The sequence below is a fragment of the Komagataeibacter europaeus genome, assembly GCF_002173515.1.
GTDB lineage: Bacteria > Pseudomonadota > Alphaproteobacteria > Acetobacterales > Acetobacteraceae > Komagataeibacter > Komagataeibacter europaeus.
On record NZ_CP021467.1, the window covers coordinates 2,031,486 to 2,056,005 of the forward strand.

The following is a 24,520-nucleotide window of genomic DNA, read 5'->3' on the forward strand; positions in this document are numbered from 1 at the left end:
CACCCATGGGTCAGGCGCCAGGCCGGGCTGGCGCCTGAAGCATCAGGCCGCGCTCGTCTTCACCTGGCCACGGCCAACACCCGTATAGGTAAAGCCCGCCTTGATGACGTCCGTGGGATTGTAGACATTACGCAGGTCCACAAGGATCGCTCTTTTCATCAGGCCACGCACCCTGGTCAGGTCGAGCGCACGGAAAACGTCCCATTCCGTCACCACCGTCACGACATCCGCGCCGGCTACGGTTTCGTACGGGTCCTTGCAGAACACGACGCCTTCGTCGATCACCTTGCGCGCCTGTTCCATGCCGACCGGATCAAAGGCACGGATGTTCGCGCCCGCATCCTTGAGCGCACGCGTGATGGCAATGGACGGTGCATCACGCATGTCATCCGTGTTGGGCTTGAAGGTCAGGCCCAGCAGCGCAACCGTCTTGCCACGGATATCGCCACCCGCCGCCTGGATGATCTTGCGGCCCATGGCGCGCTTGCGCTGGTCGTTGACATTCGCCACCGCCTCGATAATGCGTCCGGGCGCGCCATAATCCTGGCCGGTCTTGATGAGTGCGCTGACATCCTTGGGGAAACACGATCCGCCAAAGCCGGGGCCCGCATGCAGGAACTTGGAACCGATACGGTTGTCCAGCCCCATGCCACGCGCGACGTCCTGCACGTTGGCGCCGGCTTCCTCGCACAGATCGGCGATTTCGTTGATGAACGTGATCTTGGTGGCAAGGAAGGCATTGGCCGCGTATTTGGTCAGTTCGGACGTGCGGCGGTCTGTAAACAGGATGGGGGCCTGATTGAGGAACAGCGGACGGTAGACTTCCGACATGACTTCACGCGCACGGGGATCGGTCGTGCCGATCACGATGCGATCGGGCCGCTTGAAGTCACCGATGGCGGCCCCTTCACGTAGGAATTCCGGATTGGACGCCACCGTGAAATCCGCATCGGGCCGCGTTTCGCGGATCAGGCGCTCGACTTCATCACCCGTGCCGACCGGCACCGTGGATTTTGTCACCACGACGGTATAGCCCTGCAGTTCCGCCGCGATATCCTTCGCCACCTGATAGACATAGCTCAGGTCCGCATGGCCATCGCCACGACGGGAGGGCGTGCCCACGGCAATGAACACCGCATCGGCGTCGCGCACGCCCCACCCCAGGTCCATGTCGAACTTGAGGCGGTCGGCCGCGACGTTGTTGGCGATCAGTTCAGCCAGACCCGGCTCATAAATCGGCACGCCGCCATTGCGCAGGGATTCGATCTTGCGTGGGTCCGTATCGATGCAGCGGACCTCATGCCCGAAATCCGCAAAACACGCACCGGTTACAAGGCCGACATAACCGGCCCCAATCACAGCAATTTTCATCCTACTCTCCCTTGTAACGGAAAACCTGTATCGTAAAGTGACATCGTATCCCCCAGCATCCGCTGAAGGCCGAATCTCTGCTCAATGAAGGCTGGCGCACCAGTCCGGGCCTTGAGACGAAACGTGCGGTCCTGCATGACCCTGATGATCGCGGCGGCAAGGTTCTCGGCCTTGTCGTCCTGGACCAGATACCCGGTAATGTCCTGGATCACCGCTTCGCGCGAGCCACCGGCATCCGTCGTGACAACGGGAACGCCCAGTGTCTGGGCCTCCAGCAATACGTTGGGCAGGCCCTCGACCTCGCTGGCCAGCAGCATGACATCCATGGCCGCGATCCATGGCTCGACCGGGCTCTGCCGGCCCGCCAGCGTCACGCGGTCGGCAAGGCCGTGGGCTGCGATCCACTGTTCAAGTTCCGCGCGCAGCACGCCGTCGCCCACAATGGTGAAACGGGCCTCCGGCACCTGTGCCGCCACGATTTCAGCCACCGACAGCCACAGGTGCGGCCGCTTGGCGGGGGCAAGGCGGAACGTACCGCCCATGAGCAGGTTGTCCGGTCCCAGCCCGAGGCGTTCGCGCACCATGGCGCGTGCTTCGGGGTTGCCGCGCTTCTGCACGGACGCGGTTTCCACCCCGTTGCGGATCACGGCGATCGACCCCGGCTCCAGTCCCAGCCACTTTTCATAATCTTCCGCGCCCACGCCGGAATTGGCGGTCAGGCGCACATCGGAACGCTGGGCCAGGCAGCGGTACATCGTGGCGAGATAGGAGCGGTAGCGCCGCCGGTCCGTCTCCTGCGCCACGACATTGCGCGTGGAACAGACAATACGCGGCACGCCCGCCAGCACGGCAGCGACCGAGCCGGTGGAAATGACGCCGTCCTGCCACAGATGCACCAGCCCGGGCTTATGACGGCGAAAACAGTCATACAGCTTGATGACATCGCGCGATATGCGCGTGGGCATTGCCGCGATGATACGCAGCGCCTCGCGTGCCCCGACATCCTCCGCCGCGATCTTGCGAAAGCACGCGGCCTGATCGATCGGGCCGAGATCCTCGATCTGGAGGTGTTCATTGGCGGCAACCGGCATCATCACGGCGCGCCCGCGCTCGGCGGCCATGTCCTGCGCGACCAGCCATGTCGGCCCACGACCGGCTTCGGCGCGCAGTCTGGCAACGCCCCCGGCCGAATAGGCGACCTGCCGTTCCGCCCCACCCGCGCCAAGCGACGACGTGACCAGCATGACCGCATCACCCGGCTCGATCAGCGTACGCGCGGGCGGGTGCAGCAGCGCGCGTTCAAACAGCGCATCGGGAAACCGGCGACGCCCGCTGGTGGCCGCCGGCTGAAGAAGGGAGGCCGAGCAGCGTGCCGCCATGCGTTCGGTCTCGATGCTGGCCGTGCCATCCTCCAGCCCGCCGGACAGGAAACTCCACGCCCGCACGTAATCCCCCGCGGCCAGCAGGGCGGCCGACGCCGCTTCCCGCGCGCGCATGCGCATGCGGGGATTGGACATGGCGCTGACCGCCAGCTTCACGGCGCGCTTGTGCTCACCAATGGAGGTTTCAAGAATGGACAGGTCAACCAGCCCTTCGGCCCCGCCTGAACGGAAATGCTGACGGGCCTTGGCAATCAGCGCGTCAATGGCGGCATTGCGTTCCAGCTTGCCCAGCGCATTGATCAGCCCGCGCCAGTACGCCAGCTTGGTGTCATCCAGCCGCAGGGATATTTCCCATGCCTTCGCGGCCCCGGCCCAGTCCTTGAAGTTGGCGCACAGCCGCGCGCGCATGACATGATAGCGCGCAATGTCCGGCTCGAGCGAGATCAGGTGATCGATCGCCTTGAGCAGTTCATCCTTGGGCGCGCCCATGATCTGGCGGGTTCTGAACCGGCTGCGCAACAGTGCGATGTTGTTGCCGTACAGCGCGGCCGCCCGGTCCTGAACCGCCAGCGCGCGCTCGGGTTCATTCACGCCCTGGAAAATCTGGGCAATGCGCAGGGCGGCGGGCAGGCTGCCCTCCCACAGCGTTTCGGCATGGGCCAGCACCTTCAGGGCTTCGGCCTTGGTGTCATGACGCAGGACGTGGGCGGCCAGACAGGCGGCGGAATTGGCCGTCTCGGGCCACGCATCCAGATGTTCGGCATAAACGCGCCGCAGGGCCCTGCCATCGGCCCGGTTCATGCGCGCTTCCAGCAGGCGTTCGGCTGCGGCAAGATCACCCGGACAGACCTGCAGGAAGCTTGTGAACAGGCGCTCGGCTTCACCATAGTCGCCGCGTTCCAGCGCGCCGTTACCCAGTTTCCACAGGTGGCGGCCATTGCCTTCCGCCGGGGTTCCCGCCCGTTCCACTTCCAGCCACAGCAGGCGCGCCTTGTGCTTTTCCCCCACCCCTTCGTAAGCCTGCGCCAGCAGGGATTTCATTTCGCGCGTAACTTCCGCTTCTTCCTGCAGGGGTTCCAGCATGCTGACCACCACCTGGAACTGTCCCGAACGGACCAGACGGCGAGCATCCTCGACAATCAGGCCAAGGTCCGCACGCGTCAGGGCCTTCCCTGACGGTGGCGGAACCAGCGAGATGATGGAATCGCTCATGCGTACCCCGCCATGACGGCCGGGGTTACGGGTGCTTCCTTGCGGAAGGCAGGTGGCGTGTCGATCGTATCCTGATACCACAGTTCGGCGCAGAACATTGTCCACAGGATACGGATGCTGCGCGCGGAACGGTGCGAAGTGTGACGGAGGTGGCGCTCGACCTGTGCCGTGCTGAACAGGCCGCGCTGACGGCACGCCGAACCTGTCAGGAGGTCACGCATGTACGAACCGATCAGACGTTCGGTCAGTTCGCGCACGTAATGGCGGGGCAGGCCGGCATGGCCCCTGCCGCGTGGCGCGGGACCGCCTTGCTGTGCGGCGAACGCGCCACGGTGCCGGATAACAGCCGGGTCCAGGAAAGGGGCTACCGCCTCGCGGTCGTCAAGGGCGGCCACGCAGTCCAGCACCAGCAGGTCGCTGCCCGGCAGGCTTATGCGCAGGTCCATGTCCGCTGCCGCGCGGCGCAGGTCAGGCGTATCCACCGTCTCCAGTTCCGGGCCAAGCGCGTCAGGCACGGCAAAAAGCAGGGTATGGGTCATTGCGGGGCCGACGACCGTCATGCGTTCGGCTTCCGTCAGGCCGCCATGACAGTGCTGGAACAGGTCGCGCACGAAGGGCATGACATCATAGAACGATGTTTTCCACCATACGGGCGGTCGCCCTTCCTCTCGCAGGCGCACGACATCACGCATGAACACGTCATAGCGCGGCGCGCTGCCCAGCAGTTCCGCGCCACCTGCGGACGAGACCAGCACCGTCTCCTCCGAATATTGCGGGAACAGGGCCGGATGTCCCGGCAGGAGGGAGACAAGCGGTTCACCGGCAATACGTTGCAGCGCCCGCAGACGCTCGATAATGACGTCGTCATCCTGATCCAGGATATTCTGGACGGGATGGAGCGGGGGAACCTGTGGCCCCAGATCCCGTAGCAGGCCATATCCCCTGTCCGCTTCCCCGTCTCCTCCCCCCATAAGGAGCGCGCGCGCGCCACCGGTACCGGTGGTGACCGCATCGCCCAGCAGTCGTGACAGGGTGGCATCCGTTCCCGCCTGTGGCGGGCGGGCCATGGCCATGTCTTCCGGGGCCGGCATGGTCCATGGGACCGTGTGAAGCTTCAGGTTGCTGCCTACAGTCAGCATGTGGCCGGGCAGCAGGCGGCTTATGCCTGCATGCAGGCCAAATTCCGGTGGCGCGCACCCAAGGGAGAAAACATAGGCCAGGGCATCAAGGTTGATGCGCCCTTCCACGTGGGGCCATGCCTGCAATGTGCGGACATCGGAAGCAAAGACGAATGTCCCGTCATGGGCGGCATAATAAAGCGGGCGCTGGCCATGCTGGTCACGCGCGCATGTCAGGCTCTGCGTGGCCTCGTCATGAATGGCGAGTGCAAAGGGCCCCTGCAGGCGCGCGAACAGGGCATGACCATGGCGTTCCCAGCCAGCCAGCAGCACGGCGCCCGTATCCGCCCCCGCCGGGCAGGCGAGTTCGCGACGCAGTTCGGTCAGGTTATCAAGCCTGCCGTCAAACAGCATGATGACACCATGCCGCTGCACGTGGACAGGACCGCCCATGCAGGCGGCATGCCCATCGGCCGACACGATGACCCCCGACATGGCGCTGCCTGGCGTAACACGATAGGCCAGGCCCGCGCCACTCTGCCGTATCATCGATACGACAGAGGGCGATGCCCTGGTATTCCCCATCCATCCAGCAAGAGCGCCCATTCCCGGTGCCTTACGCCGTCGCTGCCTGAGCCTGCCGGTTCAGGATATCACTCAGGAATTCGATGCTGCGGGTATTGTCAGGTTCCAGTTCCACCGCCTTGAGGGCAGCCGGCACGCCCAGGTCGTAATTCTTGCCCGAACGGCAGAAACTGGCCAGACGGCGCCAGTGGGTCGCCCGGTCCGGTTCCTGCTGCGTCAGATGGTTCTGGACCTCGATGGCGTCACGCCACTGGCGCTTGATACGATAGACACGCGAAAGTACCTTGAGCGCATCGACACGGTTGGGCGCGAGGGCCAGGATCTTGCGTCCGAATTCTTCCTGCCGCTCAAGGTCGTCCGCCTGCACGGCATCTTTCATGATGCGACGGTACGCGGAAACGGCCTTGCCCAGAAAACGGTGTGCCTTTTCATTCTGCGGGTCGATGCTCAGCACGATGTCCGCCTTGGACACGGCTTCCGCCACCGCGCCGGAATTGAAGTCGTTGCGGAGTTCCTTGACCAGCTTGCGCGTCAGGGATTCGATCTTGGTGCCGACAACCGCCTTCTCGTCAGGGGGAAGCTGCCCGAACAGCTGCAGCGAACGCGACCAGTTCTGCGCCCGCGCCGCGTTACGGGCGGCACGCAGCAGCGAAGGTCCGTCAGCCGGATTGGTCAGATGGGCGTAATGTTCCCATGCATCCGCTGATTCTTCCCATGTCTGCCTGACTTCCAGCGCCTTGGCCAGCACGCGTTGCAGGGGCATGTTCGCATGGTCAAAGGACAGGCCACGCCGGCACAGGGCAATGGCCTGATCCGTTTCACCAAGGGAGACAAGGCGACGTGTTTCGCGCACGATCGGCGAGACGATCTTGCGGATACCCGAATGGGCGTTGCGGTTTTCGGGATCGATTTTCAGGACACCGTTCCACGCGGCGGCGGCGCTTACGTCGTTATTCTGTTCGACGGCCAGCCGCGCACGGCGAATGAGCGAGCGCACCAGCCCCGCCTGCAGCACGGCGTCATCAGCCGCCGGGTGTCCCTTGAGGCGAATGCGCGCCAGCACGTCCGCCGCGTCTTCCAGATGGCCGGCATCCACCAGCGTCGGCACCGTTCCCATCGCGGCGCCGGGATCGATCGCGGCAATCTGGACGGCGACTTCCGCCAGCTGCTTCATGCGCTTCAGCCGCTGGAGCGCCATTGCCTTGATGACAAGGGCGGAGACATCCCCACTGTCACGCTGCAGGGCGCCATCGGCATCCTGGATGGCGGCTTCGAAGTTGCGGCCCTTCAGTTCGGCCCGGGCCGCTTCGGTCAGGGGCATGGACTGGGCGGGCTGCAAGACCGCCAGCCGTTTCCAGATCGCCGCGGCTTCCTGGAAGCGGCGGGATTTCACGAACGCCTTGGCCGCGGCGGTCAGGGCCTTGGGTTCGTCGGGCGCCTCGGTCACCAGTTCAAGCGCGAGCGAACAGGCTTCTTCCAGCCGGTTCAGGCGCTGGGCGATGCGCACCAGCAGGATCTTGGGTTCGACCAGTTTCGGATTCAGGTCAAGGGCGTGGCGCAGACTGGCCAGACCGGAAATGCTGTCGCCCCGGTGGTAAGCGATGGTGCCAAGCTGGGCAAAAACCTCGGCATTGGCCGGATGGTCGATGGAGGCGCCACGCAGCATGGCTTCGGCCTCATCGGCTTCGCCACGTTTCACCATGGCGCGGGCATCGGCCAGGATCGCGTCGATGCGCATGTCCTCGGGATTGACGACCGGGGTCGGCATTGCCGACGGGGCCTGCCCGCTTTCGGGCGTGGTGCTGGCGGCTGGCGCGGGCTGTGCCGTGCCGGATGCCTGCGCCATCGCCGCCGTCATGATCGGGCGCGCGGCTCCTGGCGTGGTCAGGGGAACGACATAGTTTTCGTACAGATAGGTGCCCAGCACATCCTTGAAGTTAGTGGCGTAATGCTTGTTATCCTCGCCCTGCTTCGCCAGCGCGTTCTTCAGGCCATGGGACGTGACCAGTGGGGTCGGATCAAAGTAGTTATAGCCATGGGTCTGACATTCGGCCCGTATCCAGCCACACAGCCGGTTGCGCGAGGCGATCAGTTCCCCGTTGTCGCCGGGCACGTTGATATGGCTGACAAACACCACGTTATTGCCAAGCCGGCTGGCAATACGCTGCATGTCCGCGGCGACTTCCTCCTGCTTCGTGAAATGCACGTAGCCTTCGAGCATGATGCTTTTCAGCAAGGGGGAAAGCGTATGGAATGCGGGGATCTGTTCCAGCAGCTGCCGACGCTCGGGAATTTCCTTGACGCGACGGTGCTTGAAGAAGATCTCCTGGATATCCTTGTGATCTTCAAAAACCCGGTTGACGCAGTTCAGCTGAAGCAGAAAATTCTTGTAATGTATTTCCTTTATGGATGAAATTTCCACGAAATACACATCGGACGGCGTCCGTACCGTGTCGGCTTCATAGCGCTCGGACGCGATAAGCGGCACCATCTCATCGGGAAGGTTCTGCCCTTCCATGCATTCGATAAGCTGAAGAATTTCCTTGGTGGTATGCACATAGCCGTACACGCGCGTCATGTTGCGCTGCATTTCGCAATGCTTGGAGGCGATGTACAGCGGTTCCGCGATGCGGCAGGTCCCCAGGGGGGTGACGGTTACTTCATGCACTTCAGCCTGCGCCGGCTTTTCCATAACAGGTGAACCGACTTCATTATCTTTCAGCATGTATCCGTTCCAGTTCGTGCATCATCTGTTAAAACAAAAGACCGGCGCCCCGCGGGAACCCGGGACCGGGGACGTTTCTTCGTCAAAGGCGGAAGAAATCGATTTCCGGCGGCATGTCTTCCGGATCAAGAACGGCCTTGACGTCGATGACGACCTTCCCCACTCCCCCCAGGCAGCGGTCAACGAATTGCCATCCCCCCGTTACGAATTCATCATGCGCGACGGCCAGTATGACGCCGTCCGAAGGTTCGATACCGTCATCCGGGCATAGCGGCACCCCCAGCTGCGTCACGACATCTTCCGGTTCGGCCCATGGGTCCACGACCTGTGGAACAATGCCGAACGCCTGCAATTTCTGGATCAGTGCGCGTGCAGGGGTATTGCGGATATCGGGCAGGTTTTCCTTGAACGTGACACCCAGTACGGTCACGCGCCGTCCGCGCTGCCCACCCGGTCCGTGCTGCCGCACAAGACGGTCAACGCATTGCTGCGCAATGAATCCCGGCATGCTGTCGTTGACATTGCGCGCAGTGAGCACAAGCGAGGGCTCGATCCCTGTCTGCCGGGCGCAGTAGGCAAGGTACATGGGGTCAACCCCAATGCAGTGCCCACCGACAAGACCGGGCAGGTAGGGATGGAAATTCCATTTTGTCCGTGCAGCCTGGAAAACGTTCGTTGCATCCAGCCCCAGCGCGCCAAAGATGCGCGCCATTTCGTTCATGAGCGCGATGTTGACGTCGCGTTGCACGTTTTCAGCCAGCTTGGTGGCCTCTGCCACACGGATCGTCGGTGCCGCGTAGACCCCCGCATCCACGATGCTGCCATACAGGCGGCTGGCCCGCGCCAGGGCGGCGGGCGTATGGCCGGCAACAACCTTCGTGACCGTCCTGAGGCAGTGCTTCCGATCACCCGGGTTGATCCGCTCCGGACTGTAAGCGACCATGAAGTCCTGCCCCGCCTTCAGGCCGGATCGTTTTTCCAGTATCGGAATGCATATGTCTTCGGTTACACCGGGAAAAACCGTGGATTCATAAACAACAAGCGCACCTGCGCGCAGGGCAGCGCCAACGGACTGGCAGGCGGCTTCAAGATCGGACAGATCCGGCCGGCCCTCGGCATCCAGCGGCGTCGGCACGCACACGATGAACACGTCGCAGGCCGCAAGCGCTTCCGTGTCATCTGTATAATCAATATGGATGACGGACAGTATCTGGGGCGTGAATTCCTGACCGGAATCCCGCCCGGACCGCAATTCGTTCAATCGTTTCTTGCTAGTATCAAATCCGGTGACGGCAGCACCCTGATTGGTAAATGCGACAGCAAGCGGCAACCCGACATAACCCATGCCGATAACCGCTATGCGCTCCCCCCGAAGAGACATGTCAGGAGTAACGACTCCCACTATCGCATCCCATATGAATACAACCAGTTCATGCGTAGCAACGGACCATCACCATATGCCTTCGTTATAAATACTTTGGTGTGTACTGGAATTATATCATTTATTCCATTAATTCTGCATTATTAACGAATCATTTACCTATCCGTCAATGGGTCAAATTAAACATTTTTCTGGTTTCAGTTATCCAAATTTACACAGAAGATAGGAATATAGACCTATATATTTCTATACTATACAAAGAATTTATGTTTTTTGTGATTATTTACCACAAATTTGGTAATTATTTAATAACTGAAATACATATATTAGATATAATGCTTGTGCTTTTGTTATATTTTGCAAAAAAAAGGACCAGGTAAAAATAACCCACGGCATTTTGTCAGGGATAAAAAGTAATATTGTCGGAATAATGGCTTCCCCCAATCCCCGCCAAACATGAAGTTAGTGACCGCCATATACTACAATCACCGAATATTGGGTGATTTCGGTTTTTTTTGTATGGTGAAATGCAATAAAATGGCATGTTAATTACCATCCATTACCGGAATTACCACATTATACGGTTCCTGCCTCGTATCATGACCTGTGCGCATTGTGGTGTTCAGGCCAGTGTGTGCGCCCGAATATTCTCCCGCATGGGCAAAAATGCATGGGTGCTTATCGTTTGTAACATTTCATTTCAATTGCAAGACAGGCATTATCCGTTTCTTCCAGATCGAGATAAGGACATAATCCCCATGAAACTTCTGCCCTTCGCCCTCTCCGCCGTGGTGGCTACCGGCCTGCTCGCTCCCCTTGCCGCGCGTGCGGACGACATGCATGACCGGGCCGAGATGGAGCGGCACCATAAGGAAGAAATGCACCGCAAGGACATGCATGAGGACGAACACCGCAAAGACCTGCGTGAAGATGAACATCGCAAGGACATGCGCGAAGACGAAGCCCACCACGACCACAGGGAAGAAGATCGCCGCGACCATCATCATTAACCAGGCGGGTAAGGGACACCCGCTGTCCTGTCGTGCCTGAAATCCGGTCCCGCGCCATAAGAGCCGGTGCGGGACCGGTCCACGAATGAATTTGCGCCAGTCCCCTGCCCTTGGCGGAATGGGCAGTCCTCCGCCCGCCGCTCCTGCAAATCAGACTTCATATTCAAATTCATGCCGTGGCTGTTCACGGTTGCCGTAGTCGCATTTTGCCGCATCAAAATAGACAATGGTCCAGCCCGGCAGTTCAGCCCTGATCGCGCGGGCGATCTTCAGCCCATCGGCTGAAAATTCCTTCAGGTCAAAAGCGGCCTGCCGTTCCGGGGGCAAATGGTCCCCGCACGCATTATAGCGATCTGCCCACGCAATCAGCCGTTCGCGCAACGCGGGGCAGATCGGGAGCGCGCTGGCGCAACCGTCGCTGCCGTCACGGTGCCACACACCATCACAACAATGACCGGCCATGACACGGACCCATTTTTCAATCGTGAAGGCGGGTGCATGCGTGTCCTTTCCCCTGCCCGACGGTCAGGCGACGTCACATAACTGCCGCAGCCTGTGTAGCAGGCCCGTATTGTTGTCCGACAGATTTACGGTTGCGATTTCCAGCACGTCAGGACCGGCACGTCTTGCGATACGGTGCAGATTGCGAACCAGGTTGCCGCCAAGCCTCGCATGATGCGGGTAAAGCAGCATGAGATGCGGACAGTCATAAATCCTGCCATATGCCATCATCTGATAGATATCGGCCTGCTTTACACCCTGCCTGGGATCATTTTCCTGCCGGGCAAGACGTTTCCATTTGGTGTCGATGATCTTTACAATTTTATCATCACGTTTGATCAGGATATCTGGAATGGTCAGGAACACGCCCCTGTTGTCGGGTGGTGTATAGAGCGCATAGTCCCCGCCGCCCTGAACCACCACATGCAGGCCCGTTCCCTCCAGTGCTACCCGTAACCAGTAGGCGATGTATTTTTCAAACAGCACGTTCATGTCAAACAGCAGGGAAAACCCCTGCGTCGCGCCATTCGATGTTGTCTGGTACGGTTTGTGCAGCAACCGGTGCGCCAGTTCGATCAACGTGGTCCAGCGTGCGGTAGTACGGTCCACCGTCACCGCGTCCCAGCGCAGGGCTGCGACGGGGACGGGACTGACATCCGCGTAGATACATGCCAGTTCCCGCAATCTTTTCTGGTTATCCGTCGCACGCGCCAGTTGCAAAAGCCGTCCCACCACCGCCTTCATGATCTGGTTGAGTGGCGTATCACAGCCCAATACATCATATCGGCACGCCAGCTTCTGCGGGCTGACCGCCAGCACGCTGAACTGCCGGATGGCATCCAGCCTGCCCCGCAGTGCCGGCAGGTCGTCGGCCTGCTCAACATAGCGACGGGGCAGGCCGCGCCGCACCGCTTCACACAACCGCCGGACGAACAGTCTTATCACAACTTCCAGCAGGGTTTCGTCCTGCGTGCCCATATGGGCCAGATCGCCACCGTCCACGGTCATGTCCAGCACGACTGCCAGCATATGCACCAGACGACTGCGTATGCTGTCGCTCGCCTGCGTGCCATGCTGTTCCAGGGATTCGATCTTGGGCAGGATTTCCAGTTCGACACCGGGGGCGACAATAATCCCCACCACGCTGCCGGCCCGCAGGCCATGGCGCTCGTACCGCAGCACGTCGGGTATGTCAGAGGCGTCAGCTACCGTCATCAGGCGGGCGGCAATACCAAGGGGAATTTCATCTTCTTTTTCCCCGTATGGCAGCATATTCCACTCTAGGACCATACGGCGGATCATGCGTCCAGAAGTCCCCTGTAAGCAAAGCCTTCCTTCACAGTGCGTACGCGCCAGCGGAAGTAGTATGTGTCGCTTTCTCCTTTTCCCCCCAACCCGGCTGGGACCTCCAGTTCGTCACACTTGAGAAATCCGCCTTCACGGTTCGTGTCCGCGTCCCCCAGCACGACGGCGATCTTGTCCCAGTCTTCGTAAAAATATTCCGCCAGCAGCGGGATGATCCGGTCACGCATGACCCGGTCGATATCGCTGCGGTTTTTGCACCCGATGAAATAGGCATGCCCGATCTGGTGTTCGCGGTCGAACAGGTATTCAATCCGTTCATTCAGCGCGCGCAACATCTTTGTCAGGTTGATGCCATCCACGGTTTTAAGCTGATCCGGATCAGGCATCAGTTCCCGAAAATCGAACCGGCGGCGCAGCGCGGTGTCCAGCAGCGCGATGGAGCGATCCGCCGTATTCATCGTACCAATGATATGCAGGTTGGACGGTACACCGAACAGGTCACCCGAATAGGGCAGGCGCACCCGCAGTTCATTGGGCTTCCCCAGCCGTTTATCAGGTTCCAGCAGGGTAATGAGTTCGCCAAAGACCTTGGAAATATTAGCGCGGTTGATTTCATCTATAATAAGGACATAAGGTTCCGCCGCGGCGGGTGGTACGTCCTGCTGCGCCTCGATATACTGTTCCAGTACCGGGATGTTGACCTGGTTGCGGTCCAGTTGATAAAGGGTCGCCCCGGAAAAACCGGGGGGATAGATATTGCTGACCGGCTGGCCCGCCGGGTCCACCCACAACCACTCCACCCGGCGGCGATGCACGTAATTCGGCTGTGCCTCAAGCGGTTTATAGTCATAGTCACCGGTTACCATGCCAATGGCGCGGAACGCATTTTCCCCGCGTGAGACGATAAGAATGTCACCATTGCGGATACTGTTGCGAAAGACGGTCGGCATCCTGACCCAGCCTGATCTGGCCTCGAGCCTGTTCCCCTGTTTCCCCACGTCTGCCTCCCGCATGGCGTGCAGGATGGCGTCCGGGTCGGCAAAACGCGGATCTCTCAAATCCACGTTTCCATAGCTGATGGTGGCGTAACGACCCTTTATGGCGTTTTCAAAGATATGGTCGTTATCACTGCCATCCGTCGCATCAAGGGATATCTTGAAAAACTGTTTTCCCTGGAAAAACAGGTCTTTCCCTTCCAGGTTTTCATTCATGGCTTCACGCACGATCTGGCGGAAGATGCCATCCTTTGGCGCCAGCGTGAACCCTGCTGCGGGCTGTTCGCCTTCGGGGCCGCAGACTGTCGTGTTCTGCTGGGGACGCAGTCCTTCCACGAAATCTTCATAAGCCAGGGACTGGTGGAAAGTGACGAATTCGATCCGGCCCGCACGCATCAGGCGGTGATAGACCGCCATCAGTTCCTCGCGGTCCTTTGGCACCGTCTCACCGCACAGCGCCACGGCTTCGGCCGCCGTGGCATAGGTCTTACCCGTGCCCGGCGGCCCGTACAGAATCAGGTTCACGGCATCTGGCGTGGATGTATCGGGCATGGCGTCTTCTTTTCCTGTCATGGCGTCCTGCGACGTGGGTGCGTTACTGTTTTCCGGACGGGGCGGATAGTCATCAGGCCACAGGCCGGGACGGGCCAATGCCAGTCTTCCCCTGATGATTTCCTGATTATGGACAAGGACACGCTGGATAACATTTACGGCGTTACCATCAAGCGGGAAGTATCCGTCCTTGTATTCCTGCAGGTCCGGCAGGCTTCCTGCATTGAACGAAAGGCGGCATTCGCCCCCCTTCTTTTCCATGAAGCCGAGCACCTTCTGTCGACCAGCCATCTTGTCATAGGCATTCTTGCGACCAAAGCGAAAGTATTCATCTGTTTTATCAGTGAAGTACCAGTCCAGACCGGCATCATGGACAATACGTGCAATCTTGCAGAAACTGCTTTTTTCTTCCGTGGTCAGATCCGGCAGTATTTTTTGAAAATCCGGGGCATTGCTGGCGAAATGCGCCAGTAATTCATCATCTGTCATGCCTGTCCCTTTTGAAATCCACGGCATCGGTGCGGGTCAGTGCAAAATACGTTGCGCTCTGCCCGCCGCCATCTGCGGTCGGCTTCAGTTTCGCCATGACGACCCTATCCGTGCCGCTGGCGGCGTACCGACCCGACTGACCATGATCGGCCGCGCGGTCCTGTCAGCGGAAAATTCCGCTTCGCGCGCCCACGTCCTGAACCGCCCTTCGTGCATATCCTGTACTTTTACGCCTCATGTTCACCGTATCGTGACGCCTGTTATGCCGGAACCGAAGATGGAAATCTGCATGGCAGACCTGTCCTCGGCCCCGTTCCGGCCCGGCGGACAGGGGAAGGCATTGATACGGAACGGATACGACATAAACGGTGGCAAGATGGAAACAAAGGTATCTCACACTCATTCCTGTCCCGTTACGACCGTTTCTGACATGGCCCGGTTTCATACTGTTCATGCACGGACAGGATTGCCCACGCGCCATCCTAGGCTCAGGACCTATTAATTTATTGAACTGAGCAAGCCATTGTGATTCAGAGACTTACCGATGGAGGTGAGGCTGTGAGTGACGTGTTTTTGCTGTCTGAGAGCCAGATGGAGCGGATTGAGCCGTTTTTCCCTCTGGCGCACGGAGTGCCACGGGTGGATGACCGGCGTGTTCTGAGCGGGATCGTTTATGTGATCCGCAACGGTCTTCAGTGGAAAGACGCTCCGAAAGCGTGTGGTCCGCACAAGACTTTGTATAATCGCTTCATCCGGTGGAGCTGCCTGGGCGTCTTGGACAGGATCTTTGTAGCCCTGACAGAACAGGCAGGCCGTTCAAAGCGCCTGATGATTGATGCAATACATCTCAAGGCGCATCGGACATCGGCCTCCCTGCTCAAAAAGGGGCTTTTCCCCGGCATATCGGACGCACGAAAGGCGGCCTGAACTCAGAACTCCATGCCGTGTGCGATGGTCAGGGCCGACCGGTCCGGCTTCATCTGACTGCTGGACAGGTCAGTGACTTCAAAGGAGCAGATGTTCTTCTGGCGTACCTGCCGGAAGGAACAGAAGAGGTCATCGGGGATCGGGGTTATGACAGCAACCGGATCAGACGATATCCTGTCGAACGGAACATTACCGCCTGCATTCCACCGAGGAAGAACCGGAAATCAAAGCCATCTTACAACTGGCACCTGTATAAAAAGCGCCACCTTATCGAAAACATGAAAGATTGGCGACGTGTAGCGACCAGATACGACCGCTGCGCTCATACATTCATGTCTGCAATCCACATCGCAGCAAGCTTCATCTTCTATCTCAAAGAATGAGTCCTGAGCCTAGCACCGCGTGGAAAAGCGGTCCCACGGCGTGATGCGGGTTACGGGCAGTTCAACGGGGCGGGCAAAGACCTCGGCTGACAGGAAGGCCAGTTCCGCTTCCACCTGCTCCTCAGGTAGCGAGATGGACCATGCACGCGGGTTCCCATCGGTTCCGTCATTCCAGCGGTAACCGCGCTGGCGCAGCATGTCCTTGTATTCATAGGGCGCGTTCTCGGCCCAGATCCGGCAACGGATCTGCCGGGCATTTTCCAGCAGCACGCCCAGCGCCGGACGCCCCGATACCGGCAGGTCACGATCCAGGATCGCGATCCCCGCCTGGCAGTCATCCACCGCCCGGTGCCCATCAAACCAGAACCCCGCCTGCATCCCCAGATAGGACAGCTTGCGGCCTTCATACCCTTCCGCCGCCCAATCCACGTCGCGCATGGAGCATGCCCAGGGCTTGGTGGTGAAGACAGATGTGAAGCGTTCCGCAAACTTGCGGTCAAAATTTGCATTATGTGCGATAATCAATGACGCGGGCGCGACAAAACGCTCCACTTCTTCCGGGGTGACGGACTGTCCCGCCACCATGGCCGGGGTAATGCCGGTCAGTTCGGTAATCTGGGGCGGAATGGGACAGGATGGTTCGCGCAGGCGGCTGAAGGGTTCCAGCGACCCCAATATCCGTCCATCCAGCGTATAGACGAAGGGGACGATCCCGAATTCGATGATTTCGTCCTTCGCCGCGCTCAGCCCGGTTGTCTCAAGGTCAAGGAACATGCCAAGCCGCGTGCCCGTCCCCTCCGGGTACTGGTCCAGCACGCGTGGCGCCAGCGGGCGCAAAACACGGTATCGCCCTGTCCCCTCCAGCGTCCGGGCCATGTGTTCCATCGGGTCGGAAATCAGGTCATCTGTCATTGCGGTTCTCCTCTGGCGGCCATGTTCCCATGGATATGCAGACAGCATGGACGCGCCGTCCAGCAGAACGGGCGTTGTTCTGGGACGGGACATGGAATATTACAAAACTTGTCAGGGCGGCTGGATCCTGATGCCGTTCGACCGCACACAGGATACGCCATGGCACAGGATGCCACGCCAGACCGCCCCATCCCGCCCGACCCGTCCCCGCCCCGACCGTCATCGGCCCCGAATCCCCACCGGCTGGAGGACCGGGGCGACGACACGATCATACGCGTGGGACAGGTTGACCGTATCTGGTCCGATTTCTACCACCATGCCCTGACCGCGCCGTGGAGTACGTTCTTCTACGGCTCCCTGCTGGTTTATGTCGGCATCAACCTGCTGTTCGCCCTGCTGTACATGGCGGACAGCAACGGAATCAGCGGCACGCATCCGCACAGTTTTGCCGATTTCTTCTTTTTCAGCGTGCAGACCCTGTCCACCGTCGGCTATGGCGGCATGATCCCCGTCAGCCATACCGCCAATCTGATCGCAACGGTGGAGGTACTGGGCGGCATGATGATCAATGCCCTGGCGACGGGGCTGATCTTCGCGCGTTTTTCACGTCCACGCGCACGGGTGATGTTCAGCCACAAGGCGCTCATCCTGTGGGAAAACAACCAGCTTCACCTTGATATCCGCATTGCCAACTGCAGGCGCAGCCCGATCCTGTCGGTTGATGTGGAATGTGCGCTGGCCCGCCTGATCCGCACGCCCGCGGGCCGGGTGGTGCGACAGTTCGATCCCCTGCCGCTGCAGCAGGCGCATGTGCCGGTCCTGCGCTTCGCCTGCACGCCAACGCATGTCATTGATAAGGACAGCCCGCTGTACAACATGACCGAAAACGACCTGTCGGCGCAGGAAGCGGAAATCATCGTCAGCCTGACCGGCACGGACGAAGCATCCGGCCAGACAGTATTCGCTCGCTCCGCTTACGGATTTGACCGTATGCTCTATAACCATCGCTTCGTGGATATCATAAACGCCGGGCCTGATGGACGGATCACCGTTGACTACACCCGTTTCGACCAGACCGAATCGCCACAGGACGCATCTGCCGATGTGGCGGAATACCTGGCTGACCAGCCTGACTGACCTGCATCCGCCGCGCATCATGCGCGCGGGCGCGTGCGCCATGGGGATCATGGCCTGCGCGGGGTCCGTCCACGCCCGTCCCGCCCATCATGCCCCGCCCGCGCCGGAAGCCCCGCCGGAACTGGCATACGGCCTGCCCGCCGCCTGCATCGCCCATGTCATTACGGCCCCGCTGCTGACCAATAGCGGCAGCCCCATCATTCCCGTCACGTTCAACACGACGGACGGGCTGTCCTATATCAGCGTGACGCAGGACAGGGTGGGCGTGTACGCCGCCACCCCGCATGATTTCCAGCCGGAATCCATCATAAACATCCAGACCATTGCGGGGGAGGACACCACCTACACCACCACCCTGAACACCATGCGCATAAACAACGGCATGGCGGAAAACGTGCCCGCCCTGCTGGAGGGAATCGGCCAGCCCCATATCAACGCCCGACCCGTTCTGGGGATCATCGGGTATGACGTGCTGGGTAATTATGACGTGCTGTTCGACTTTCCGGCCCGGCGCATGGTCCTGTTCCTCCCGCGGGAGGACAGGGCATGCCCGCCAATGCGTGACTGGCTGGGGGCGGATGGCACCGCGCTGCCGCTGCTGCCCGATTCCACGGGGCGGATGACCGGGGTGGCGCTGCGGGTGGGGGAGCGATCCGTACGGATGGAAGTTGAACCGGGGGCGGACATCTCCTCCCTTTCCCGCAGGGATGCCCGCGCGCTGGGCCTGACCAGCGCCATGCTGCATGCGGACATGCATGTGCGCACCAATGCAGGCAAGATCCTCAACGGGCGGCGGCATCATTTCGATAATGTCACGCTGGGAACGTGGCAGGACCTGGGCCTGGACGTGAATGTGGAAAAGACCAGCTACAGCGTCCTGGGCATGAACTTCCTGCGTCGCAGGCGGGTTCTCATGGCCTTTCCGCAGGGCATGGTCTTCATGACGCCACAGCAGGACATGCCTGACGACCGGGGACAGGCCACCCACGGCGTGCTGAGCACGCGCACCGCCATCGCCCGCATGGTCGAAACCCCGCCGCCACCCGCAGGCACCAACACGCTGCTGGTGCCGACAGACCGGCCCGCACCCCCTACCACCACGCACTGATCCCTATGCCGGCAGGTCGCCGCCCATGGGCAGCAGCCTGTCACGATAGGGGCCGGGCATGCGCTCAAGTTCGGCCATGCTGCCCTGCTGGGCGATGCGCCCCTTTTCCATCACTACGATACGGTCGAACCCCCGCAGCGTGGACAGGCGGTGCGCCACCGCGATCACGGTGCGGCCGACCATCAGCCGTTCAAGGGCGGCGTGGACATGGCGCTCGCTTTCACCATCCAGCGCGCTGGTCGCCTCATCCAGAATCAGCACCGGCGCATTGCGCAGGAAGGCGCGCGCGATGGCGATACGCTGGCGCTGCCCGCCCGACAGCATGACCCCCCGTTCCCCCACCACGGTATCGAAGCCGCGTGGCATGGCGGCGATAAAGCCGGTGCATCCCGCGGCTTCCGCCGCCGCGCGGACTTCGGCATCGGTGGCGTCAGGGCGGCCATAACGGATGTTTTCCCCTACCGAACGGCGCAGCAGGTACACATCCTGCGGCACGACCGCCATGGTGGCGCGCAGGCTGGCCTCATCCAGTTCCAGAATGTTGATGCCATCCATTTCCACCGCCCCCGCCTGCACGAAACGCTGGCGCTGCAGCAGGGCAAGGACGGTGCTTTTGCCCGATCCCGACACGCCCACCAGCCCGACACGGCTGCCTGCTGGAATATCCAGATCAAAATGCGACAGGACAGGCGGGCTGCCGGGATAGGCAAAGCTGACATCGCGCAACTGCACATGCCCCCGGCACGCGGCGGGGGGCAGGATCCTGGATTCCACGACACCGCTGCGTTCATGCGGCACCAGCAGGTGGCCCAGCGTTTCGGACAGGCGGGTGACATGCTTCATCGCCTCGACCATGGAAAAGGCAAGGTCGCGCGTGCAGTTCAGGATCAGGAACCCCAGCGTCGTCACCATCACCACATCCCCGGTCGTGGCCCGGTGCATGCGCCACAGTTCCACCGCCCAGACCAGCAGCCCCGTGGTCATGAAGGCGGTAACGGTGGAATGGATCATGCGCAGCTGTTCCATGTACCGCAGCGAACGGCTGTGCATGCCCGTTTCCACCTGAATGCGCCCGCGCATGCGGCCATGTTCGGAACCGATCATGCCATAGGCGCGTACCAGCGGCAGGTTCTGCATTACATCCAGCATTTCGCCGTCCACCTCCGCCGCCTCGGCGGCATAGGACAGGTGCAGGAACTGCCCCCGCCCCGCCAGCCGGTATATGCCCAGACCCAGCAGCAGGGTCATGCCCACCAGCACCAGCGCCATCCACGGGCTGACGGTGCCAAGGGTGACAATGGCCAGCACAAGGTTCAGCACCGAAGGCAGCAGGTTCCACGCCGCCATGTTTTCCAGCGCCACCACGGCACCCGCCGCCGCCGACACACGCGCCGCCAGCGCACCGGACAGGCGCTCCGCGAAATAGGTCGCGGCATGGCCGGTCAGATACCGGAACAGGTCCTGTCGCACATCGCCGCCCACGCGTACGAACACCCCCGACGCCATCCACCCCGCGACACGCCATGCCGCGTTGTCACAGATGATGGTGCCGCAGAACAGGATGATGGACACCCACACCGCCCCCATCCCCTGCCCGCCCTGCGTCATGCCGTTGACCAGATGGCGGATGATGGCGGACATGCCCACGTTGCAGGCAACCGCAATCGCAATCGCGCTGACAATAATGACATGCCAGCGCACATGCAGGCGCACGTAATGCAAAATGAAGGCAAGCGGGTGATGCCGGTAACGCTGCAGTTCGACCATGCGCGCCATGTCAGGCACGGGATCGGGGTCTGCCGGATGGGGCGGACGGGGATCGATTACGGTCATGGATGTGATGCTGCCCTCCAGGCGTGGCGAACGGGTTGGTCCGTATTTCTGCCGTATTCGGCCCGGTATCATGACTGCATGTCAGACGTACCCCTATCCCGAGTGGCGGGACGCATCACCATCATGTCCCTGCTGGTCCTGTGGCTGGCCATCATGGCGCATGACCCGATCTCCCTGCCCTTCTTCTGAAACCCGCCGGGGCGGCGGTGGTTCGTACCCAAACACCGACCGGCCGCCATATTCGTGTGAACGGTTGTATTCCTCCGCCATGATGGCGGAAAATGTGGGGCCGGTCGCGTCCCGCTCCAGACGGCGCGCGGCCGTGTCCAGCCTGCGGATGGCGTCCAGCCGTTCCTCCCGCCCCAGCTTCGCCGCCGTCACCGCCGCCTTCATCACCGACAGCGTGCGGTCATACACCGCCACCGGCACGGGATAGGGATGGCGGTCCTTGCCGCCATGGGCCAGCGAAAACCGCGCGGGATCGGAAAAACGGCAGGGTGCGCCGTGCACGACCTCCGCCACCAGCGCCAGCGCGCGTACGGTCCGCGCGCCCACGCCGGGCACGCGCAGCAGGCCCGCGAAATCCTGTGGCCCCGCTTCCGCCGCCGCCGCCAGCGCACCATGCAGGCGGCGCATGTTCACATCCTGTGGCTGGACATCATGGTGGCCGGGCATGGACAGGTGCGGCAGTTCCCCCTGCGCGGGCACGGGTGGGGGCGGTCGTCCCTCGATGCGCATGAGTTCGCGCGTCACCCTGTCCGGCCCCATGTCATGCAGCAGCCCCACCTGCCCCCGGCGCGAGGCATCGGCCCGGCGGTCGGTCAGGTTCATGATCGCAGACTGCGTGGCGCGGCCATCAATGGCCGCGTGCGGGGCTTCGACAAAATCCTCCAGCCCTTCGGACAGCCAGTGGTAGCGCCGCGCCATGCGTCGGCCGGTATGCATGCCCTGCTGGACCACGCACCACCGACCATCCGCCGCCACCACGAAACCGTGCAGGTACAGGTCGAATCCGTCCTGCACGGCGGCGCTGTCCACCTTGGCCACCATGCGGCTGGTCGCCACCAGCGGGGTGGCGTCAAGGCCGGTCGCCTGCCCCACGTCCAGCAGTTCATCGGGCGTTCGGCGGGAATGGCGGCCCCGGCCGCCACACACATACAGGCCCAGTTCGTCCTGCAACGGGGCCAGCCCGCGCTTGAGCGCCCCGATCACGCTGGTGGTCATGCCTGATGAATGCCAGTCCATGCCCATGACCGCGCCAAAGGACTGGAACCAGAAGGGATGCGCCAGCCGGCGCAGGAATTCATCGCGCCCGTAATGATGGATGATCGCCTGCGTGATGACCGCGCCAAGGCGCGCCATGCGCTGCCCCAGCCACGCGGGCACACGACCGGTATGCAGCGGCAGATCGGCGGAACCCGCGCGTCTGGTCATGGCATTCCCCCTGTGGGCGCTCCCCCCGTGCCCCGACCCCGGCGGGGTCAGTCGTGGCGGTGCTTCCGGGCGGTTTTGAGGAATGTGGCAAGGCCCGCATCCAGCGCATGGCGGAAGGCATCCAGCGTTTCAGCGCCCACATAATGCTCCATGCCTTCGGCATCAATACGTGCATTGGCTTCACTGACACCCAGCGCGCGCAGGAAGCGTTCGACCGTATGGTGCCGCGCGCGACTCAGCGCCGCCATGTCATGCCCGGCGTCGGTCAGGAAAATGCCGCGATAGGGACGGCGCGTCACCAGTCCGTCCGCCTCCAGCCGCACCAGCATCTTCGCCACCGTGGGCTGCGAAACACCCAGCCGCGCCGCGATATCCACCTGTCGCGCTTCCTGCCCGTCATTGAGCAGGTCGTCGATCAGTTCGACATAATCCTCGATCAGGGCGGTCTTGCGCGCCAGCCGCGCCTGACGGAAACCGGCGGACTGCATATCGGCGTCAGGCATGGGTTGCGGACGCGGACCACGCCGTGGCCCACCCCCGCCGTGGCCCGCTGGCGTCATGGATTGAACACGATCGTCTTGTGCCCGTTGGGAATGACCCGGCATTCCGTGAAGTAGCGCACGGCGCGGGCCAGCACCCGGCGTTCGATATCGCGCCCCTTGCGGATCAGGTCATCGGGGCTGTCGGCATGGGTGATGCGTTCGACATCCTGTTCGATGATCGGGCCTTCATCCAGGTCGGGCGTCACGAAATGGGCCGTGGCCCCGATCAGCTTCACACCACGGGCAAAAGCCTGGTGATAGGGCCTCGCCCCCTTGAAACCGGGCAGGAAGGAATGATGGATGTTGATGCAGCGCCCGGCGAGCCATTCGCTCATGCCATCGGACAGGATCTGCATGTACCGCGCCAGCACCACCAGTTCGGCCTCCGTCTCGCGCACGATATCCGCGATGCGGGCTTCCTGTTCGCCGCGCGTGGCGGCGGTGACCGGCAGGTAATGGAACGCAATGCCGTCCAGATCGATATGGGCATAGGTCTGCCGGGGATGGTTGGCGATGATGGCCACCGGTTCGATGGCCAGTTCGCCGATGCGCCAGCGGTACAGCAGGTCCACAAGGCAATGGTCAAAGCGCGAGACCATGATGACGGTGCGGGTGGGCCGCGGGTTTTCACGCAGCGACCATTTCATGCCGAACCGGGCGGCGACCTGCGCCAGCGCCACGTCCAGGCCCCCGCGCGCAATGCCATCGGCCGGCACGCTGAACACGACGCGCATGAAGAAGATACGGCTTTCGCGTTCATCAAACTGCTGGGCGCCCGCGATATCCCCACCCAGTTCAAACAGCGCGTGGCTGATCGCGGCGACAATGCCCGGACGGTTCGGGCATGACAGCGTCAGGATATAGGAACGGCGGTCGTGGTTCTTGTGGTCGGGCATCATTTCCCCATTGCCAGGCATGGCGCGCTAGCGCGTGCGGCCCGTATCGGGCACGGTGTTGTAGAACCAGCATTGGCCCGTGGCCTTGCGCACGCCGGCCTGCGTGGTGGGCACGGGCCTGACCACGTCGCCGCCCGGCACCCAGCCTTCGGGTGTCATGACGGTATTGCCCGCGCTGCGGCGCAGGGCCTCAACAAGGCGGAGCAGTTCCTCGACCGAGCGGCCAACGGACATGGGATACCACATCACGGCGCGGATGACGCCATCGGGGTCGATCACGTAGCATGCGCGCACGGTGGCACTGTTCTGCGCGGTCTGGTCCAGCATGCCATAAGCCCGGCATACCGCCATGGAAGGGTCTTCCACCAGCGGAAAGGGAATTTCGACCCCGAAGCGTTCGTATATCGTCTCCAGCCACGCCAGATGCGCGTACAGGCTGTCAACCGACAGTCCCAGCAGGGCGCAGTCCAGCGCGTCGAAACGGTCCTGCGCCCTGGCCAGCGCCATGAATTCGCTGGTGCAGACCGGCGTGAAATCCGCCGGATGCGAGAAAAACAGGAGCCAGCGCCCACGGAAATCCGACAGGCGCATCTCACCTTTCGTGGTACGCGCCTGAAAGTCCGGCGCCACGTCACCAATACGCAACGGGCGGGCCTCGGTCATGCCACCGGTTGCGGGAATGCTTCCCTCATTGCTCATGTCCTGCCCTTTTGCATCTGTCG

Annotated in this window: 18 protein-coding genes; 4 read left to right on the forward strand and 14 right to left on the reverse strand. The window is 61.6% G+C overall.

Annotated features, from left to right (window positions below):
• Window positions 1-42: 42 nt before the first annotated feature.
• From S101446_RS09365 to S101446_RS09385, 5 genes are all read right to left on the reverse strand, one after another.
• Complete coding sequence (locus S101446_RS09365; protein ID WP_087608228.1) at window positions 43-1,371, reverse strand: UDP-glucose dehydrogenase family protein; 1,329 nt, start codon at window positions 1,369-1,371, stop codon at window positions 43-45.
• Window positions 1,368-3,965 carry a glycosyltransferase gene (locus S101446_RS09370; RefSeq protein ID WP_087608229.1) on the reverse strand — a complete coding sequence of 866 codons (2,598 nt, stop codon included), beginning with the start codon at window positions 3,963-3,965 and terminating at the stop codon, window positions 1,368-1,370. The genes S101446_RS09365 and S101446_RS09370 overlap by 4 nt, the downstream gene beginning before the upstream one ends.
• Window positions 3,962-5,668 (reverse strand): asparagine synthetase B family protein, encoded by a 1,707-nt coding sequence (locus S101446_RS09375; RefSeq protein ID WP_244184142.1) that lies wholly within the window; start codon window positions 5,666-5,668, stop codon window positions 3,962-3,964. Before S101446_RS09375 ends, S101446_RS09370 begins: the two co-directional genes overlap by 4 nt.
• A gap of 31 nt (window positions 5,669-5,699) precedes the next feature.
• Complete coding sequence (locus tag S101446_RS09380; RefSeq protein ID WP_157684844.1) at window positions 5,700-8,393, reverse strand: hypothetical protein; 2,694 nt, start codon at window positions 8,391-8,393, stop codon at window positions 5,700-5,702.
• A gap of 82 nt (window positions 8,394-8,475) precedes the next feature.
• Complete coding sequence (locus S101446_RS09385; protein WP_087608232.1) at window positions 8,476-9,774, reverse strand: nucleotide sugar dehydrogenase; 1,299 nt, start codon at window positions 9,772-9,774, stop codon at window positions 8,476-8,478.
• Window positions 9,775-10,532: 758 nt separating this feature from the next.
• Between S101446_RS09385 and S101446_RS18220 the strand changes: the two genes are divergently transcribed.
• The gene (locus tag S101446_RS18220) at window positions 10,533-10,784 is read left to right on the forward strand and encodes a hypothetical protein (RefSeq protein ID WP_208620506.1); all 252 of its coding nucleotides are present in this window, start codon (window positions 10,533-10,535) and stop codon (window positions 10,782-10,784) included.
• Between the two features lie 150 nt (window positions 10,785-10,934).
• Here the strand turns inward: S101446_RS18220 and S101446_RS09395 are convergent, their stop codons facing one another.
• The 3 genes from S101446_RS09395 to S101446_RS09405 form a co-directional block, all read right to left on the reverse strand.
• Complete coding sequence (locus S101446_RS09395; protein ID WP_244184146.1) at window positions 10,935-11,246, reverse strand: hypothetical protein; 312 nt, start codon at window positions 11,244-11,246, stop codon at window positions 10,935-10,937.
• Window positions 11,247-11,309: 63 nt separating this feature from the next.
• Complete coding sequence (locus tag S101446_RS09400) at window positions 11,310-12,557, reverse strand: McrC family protein (RefSeq protein WP_244184148.1); 1,248 nt, start codon at window positions 12,555-12,557, stop codon at window positions 11,310-11,312.
• A 26-nt stretch (window positions 12,558-12,583) separates the two neighbouring features.
• Window positions 12,584-14,626 (reverse strand): AAA family ATPase, encoded by a 2,043-nt coding sequence (locus S101446_RS09405; RefSeq protein WP_208620507.1) that lies wholly within the window; start codon window positions 14,624-14,626, stop codon window positions 12,584-12,586.
• A gap of 558 nt (window positions 14,627-15,184) precedes the next feature.
• Between S101446_RS09405 and S101446_RS09410 the strand changes: the two genes are divergently transcribed.
• A protein-coding gene (locus S101446_RS09410) for an IS5 family transposase (protein ID WP_087608867.1) occupies window positions 15,185-15,936 on the forward strand; the annotation gives its coding sequence in 2 pieces (ribosomal slippage) (window positions 15,185-15,518 and window positions 15,518-15,936; 753 coding nt in all).
• Window positions 15,937-15,945: 9 nt separating this feature from the next.
• Here the strand turns inward: S101446_RS09410 and S101446_RS09415 are convergent.
• Window positions 15,946-16,848: a 3'-5' exonuclease gene (locus tag S101446_RS09415; RefSeq protein WP_087608237.1), complete on the reverse strand. Its 903-nt coding sequence runs from the start codon at window positions 16,846-16,848 to the stop codon at window positions 15,946-15,948.
• A 159-nt stretch (window positions 16,849-17,007) separates the two neighbouring features.
• Here S101446_RS09415 and S101446_RS09420 point away from each other — a divergent pair, with 159 nt between their 5' ends.
• Both S101446_RS09420 and S101446_RS09425 read left to right on the forward strand, forming a co-directional pair.
• Window positions 17,008-17,985, forward strand: a complete 978-nt coding sequence (locus S101446_RS09420; RefSeq protein WP_053323188.1) for an ion channel — start codon at window positions 17,008-17,010, stop codon at window positions 17,983-17,985.
• Complete coding sequence (locus S101446_RS09425) at window positions 17,951-19,093, forward strand: retropepsin-like aspartic protease (RefSeq protein ID WP_087608238.1); 1,143 nt, start codon at window positions 17,951-17,953, stop codon at window positions 19,091-19,093. Before S101446_RS09420 ends, S101446_RS09425 begins: the two co-directional genes overlap by 35 nt.
• Before the next feature lie 3 nt (window positions 19,094-19,096).
• On the opposite strand, the gene S101446_RS09430 is transcribed toward S101446_RS09425, so the two are convergent.
• The 5 genes from S101446_RS09430 to S101446_RS09450 form a co-directional block, all read right to left on the reverse strand.
• On the reverse strand, window positions 19,097-20,926 hold the full coding sequence (locus S101446_RS09430) for an ABC transporter ATP-binding protein (RefSeq protein ID WP_244184151.1): 1,830 nt from the start codon (window positions 20,924-20,926) through the stop codon (window positions 19,097-19,099).
• A 93-nt stretch (window positions 20,927-21,019) separates the two neighbouring features.
• Entirely contained in the window at window positions 21,020-22,360 is a 1,341-nt protein-coding gene (locus S101446_RS09435; RefSeq protein ID WP_087608239.1) for a DUF763 domain-containing protein, read from the reverse strand.
• A 47-nt stretch (window positions 22,361-22,407) separates the two neighbouring features.
• On the reverse strand, window positions 22,408-22,863 hold the full coding sequence (mntR, locus tag S101446_RS09440) for a manganese-binding transcriptional regulator MntR (RefSeq protein WP_010510864.1): 456 nt from the start codon (window positions 22,861-22,863) through the stop codon (window positions 22,408-22,410).
• Window positions 22,864-22,916: 53 nt separating this feature from the next.
• Window positions 22,917-23,819, reverse strand: a complete 903-nt coding sequence (gene purU, locus S101446_RS09445; protein WP_019085091.1) for a formyltetrahydrofolate deformylase — start codon at window positions 23,817-23,819, stop codon at window positions 22,917-22,919.
• A 6-nt stretch (window positions 23,820-23,825) separates the two neighbouring features.
• A complete protein-coding gene (locus S101446_RS09450) occupies window positions 23,826-24,497 on the reverse strand; it encodes a peroxiredoxin (RefSeq protein WP_048849557.1) in 672 nt (223 codons plus the stop codon).
• Window positions 24,498-24,520: the final 23 nt, after the last annotated feature.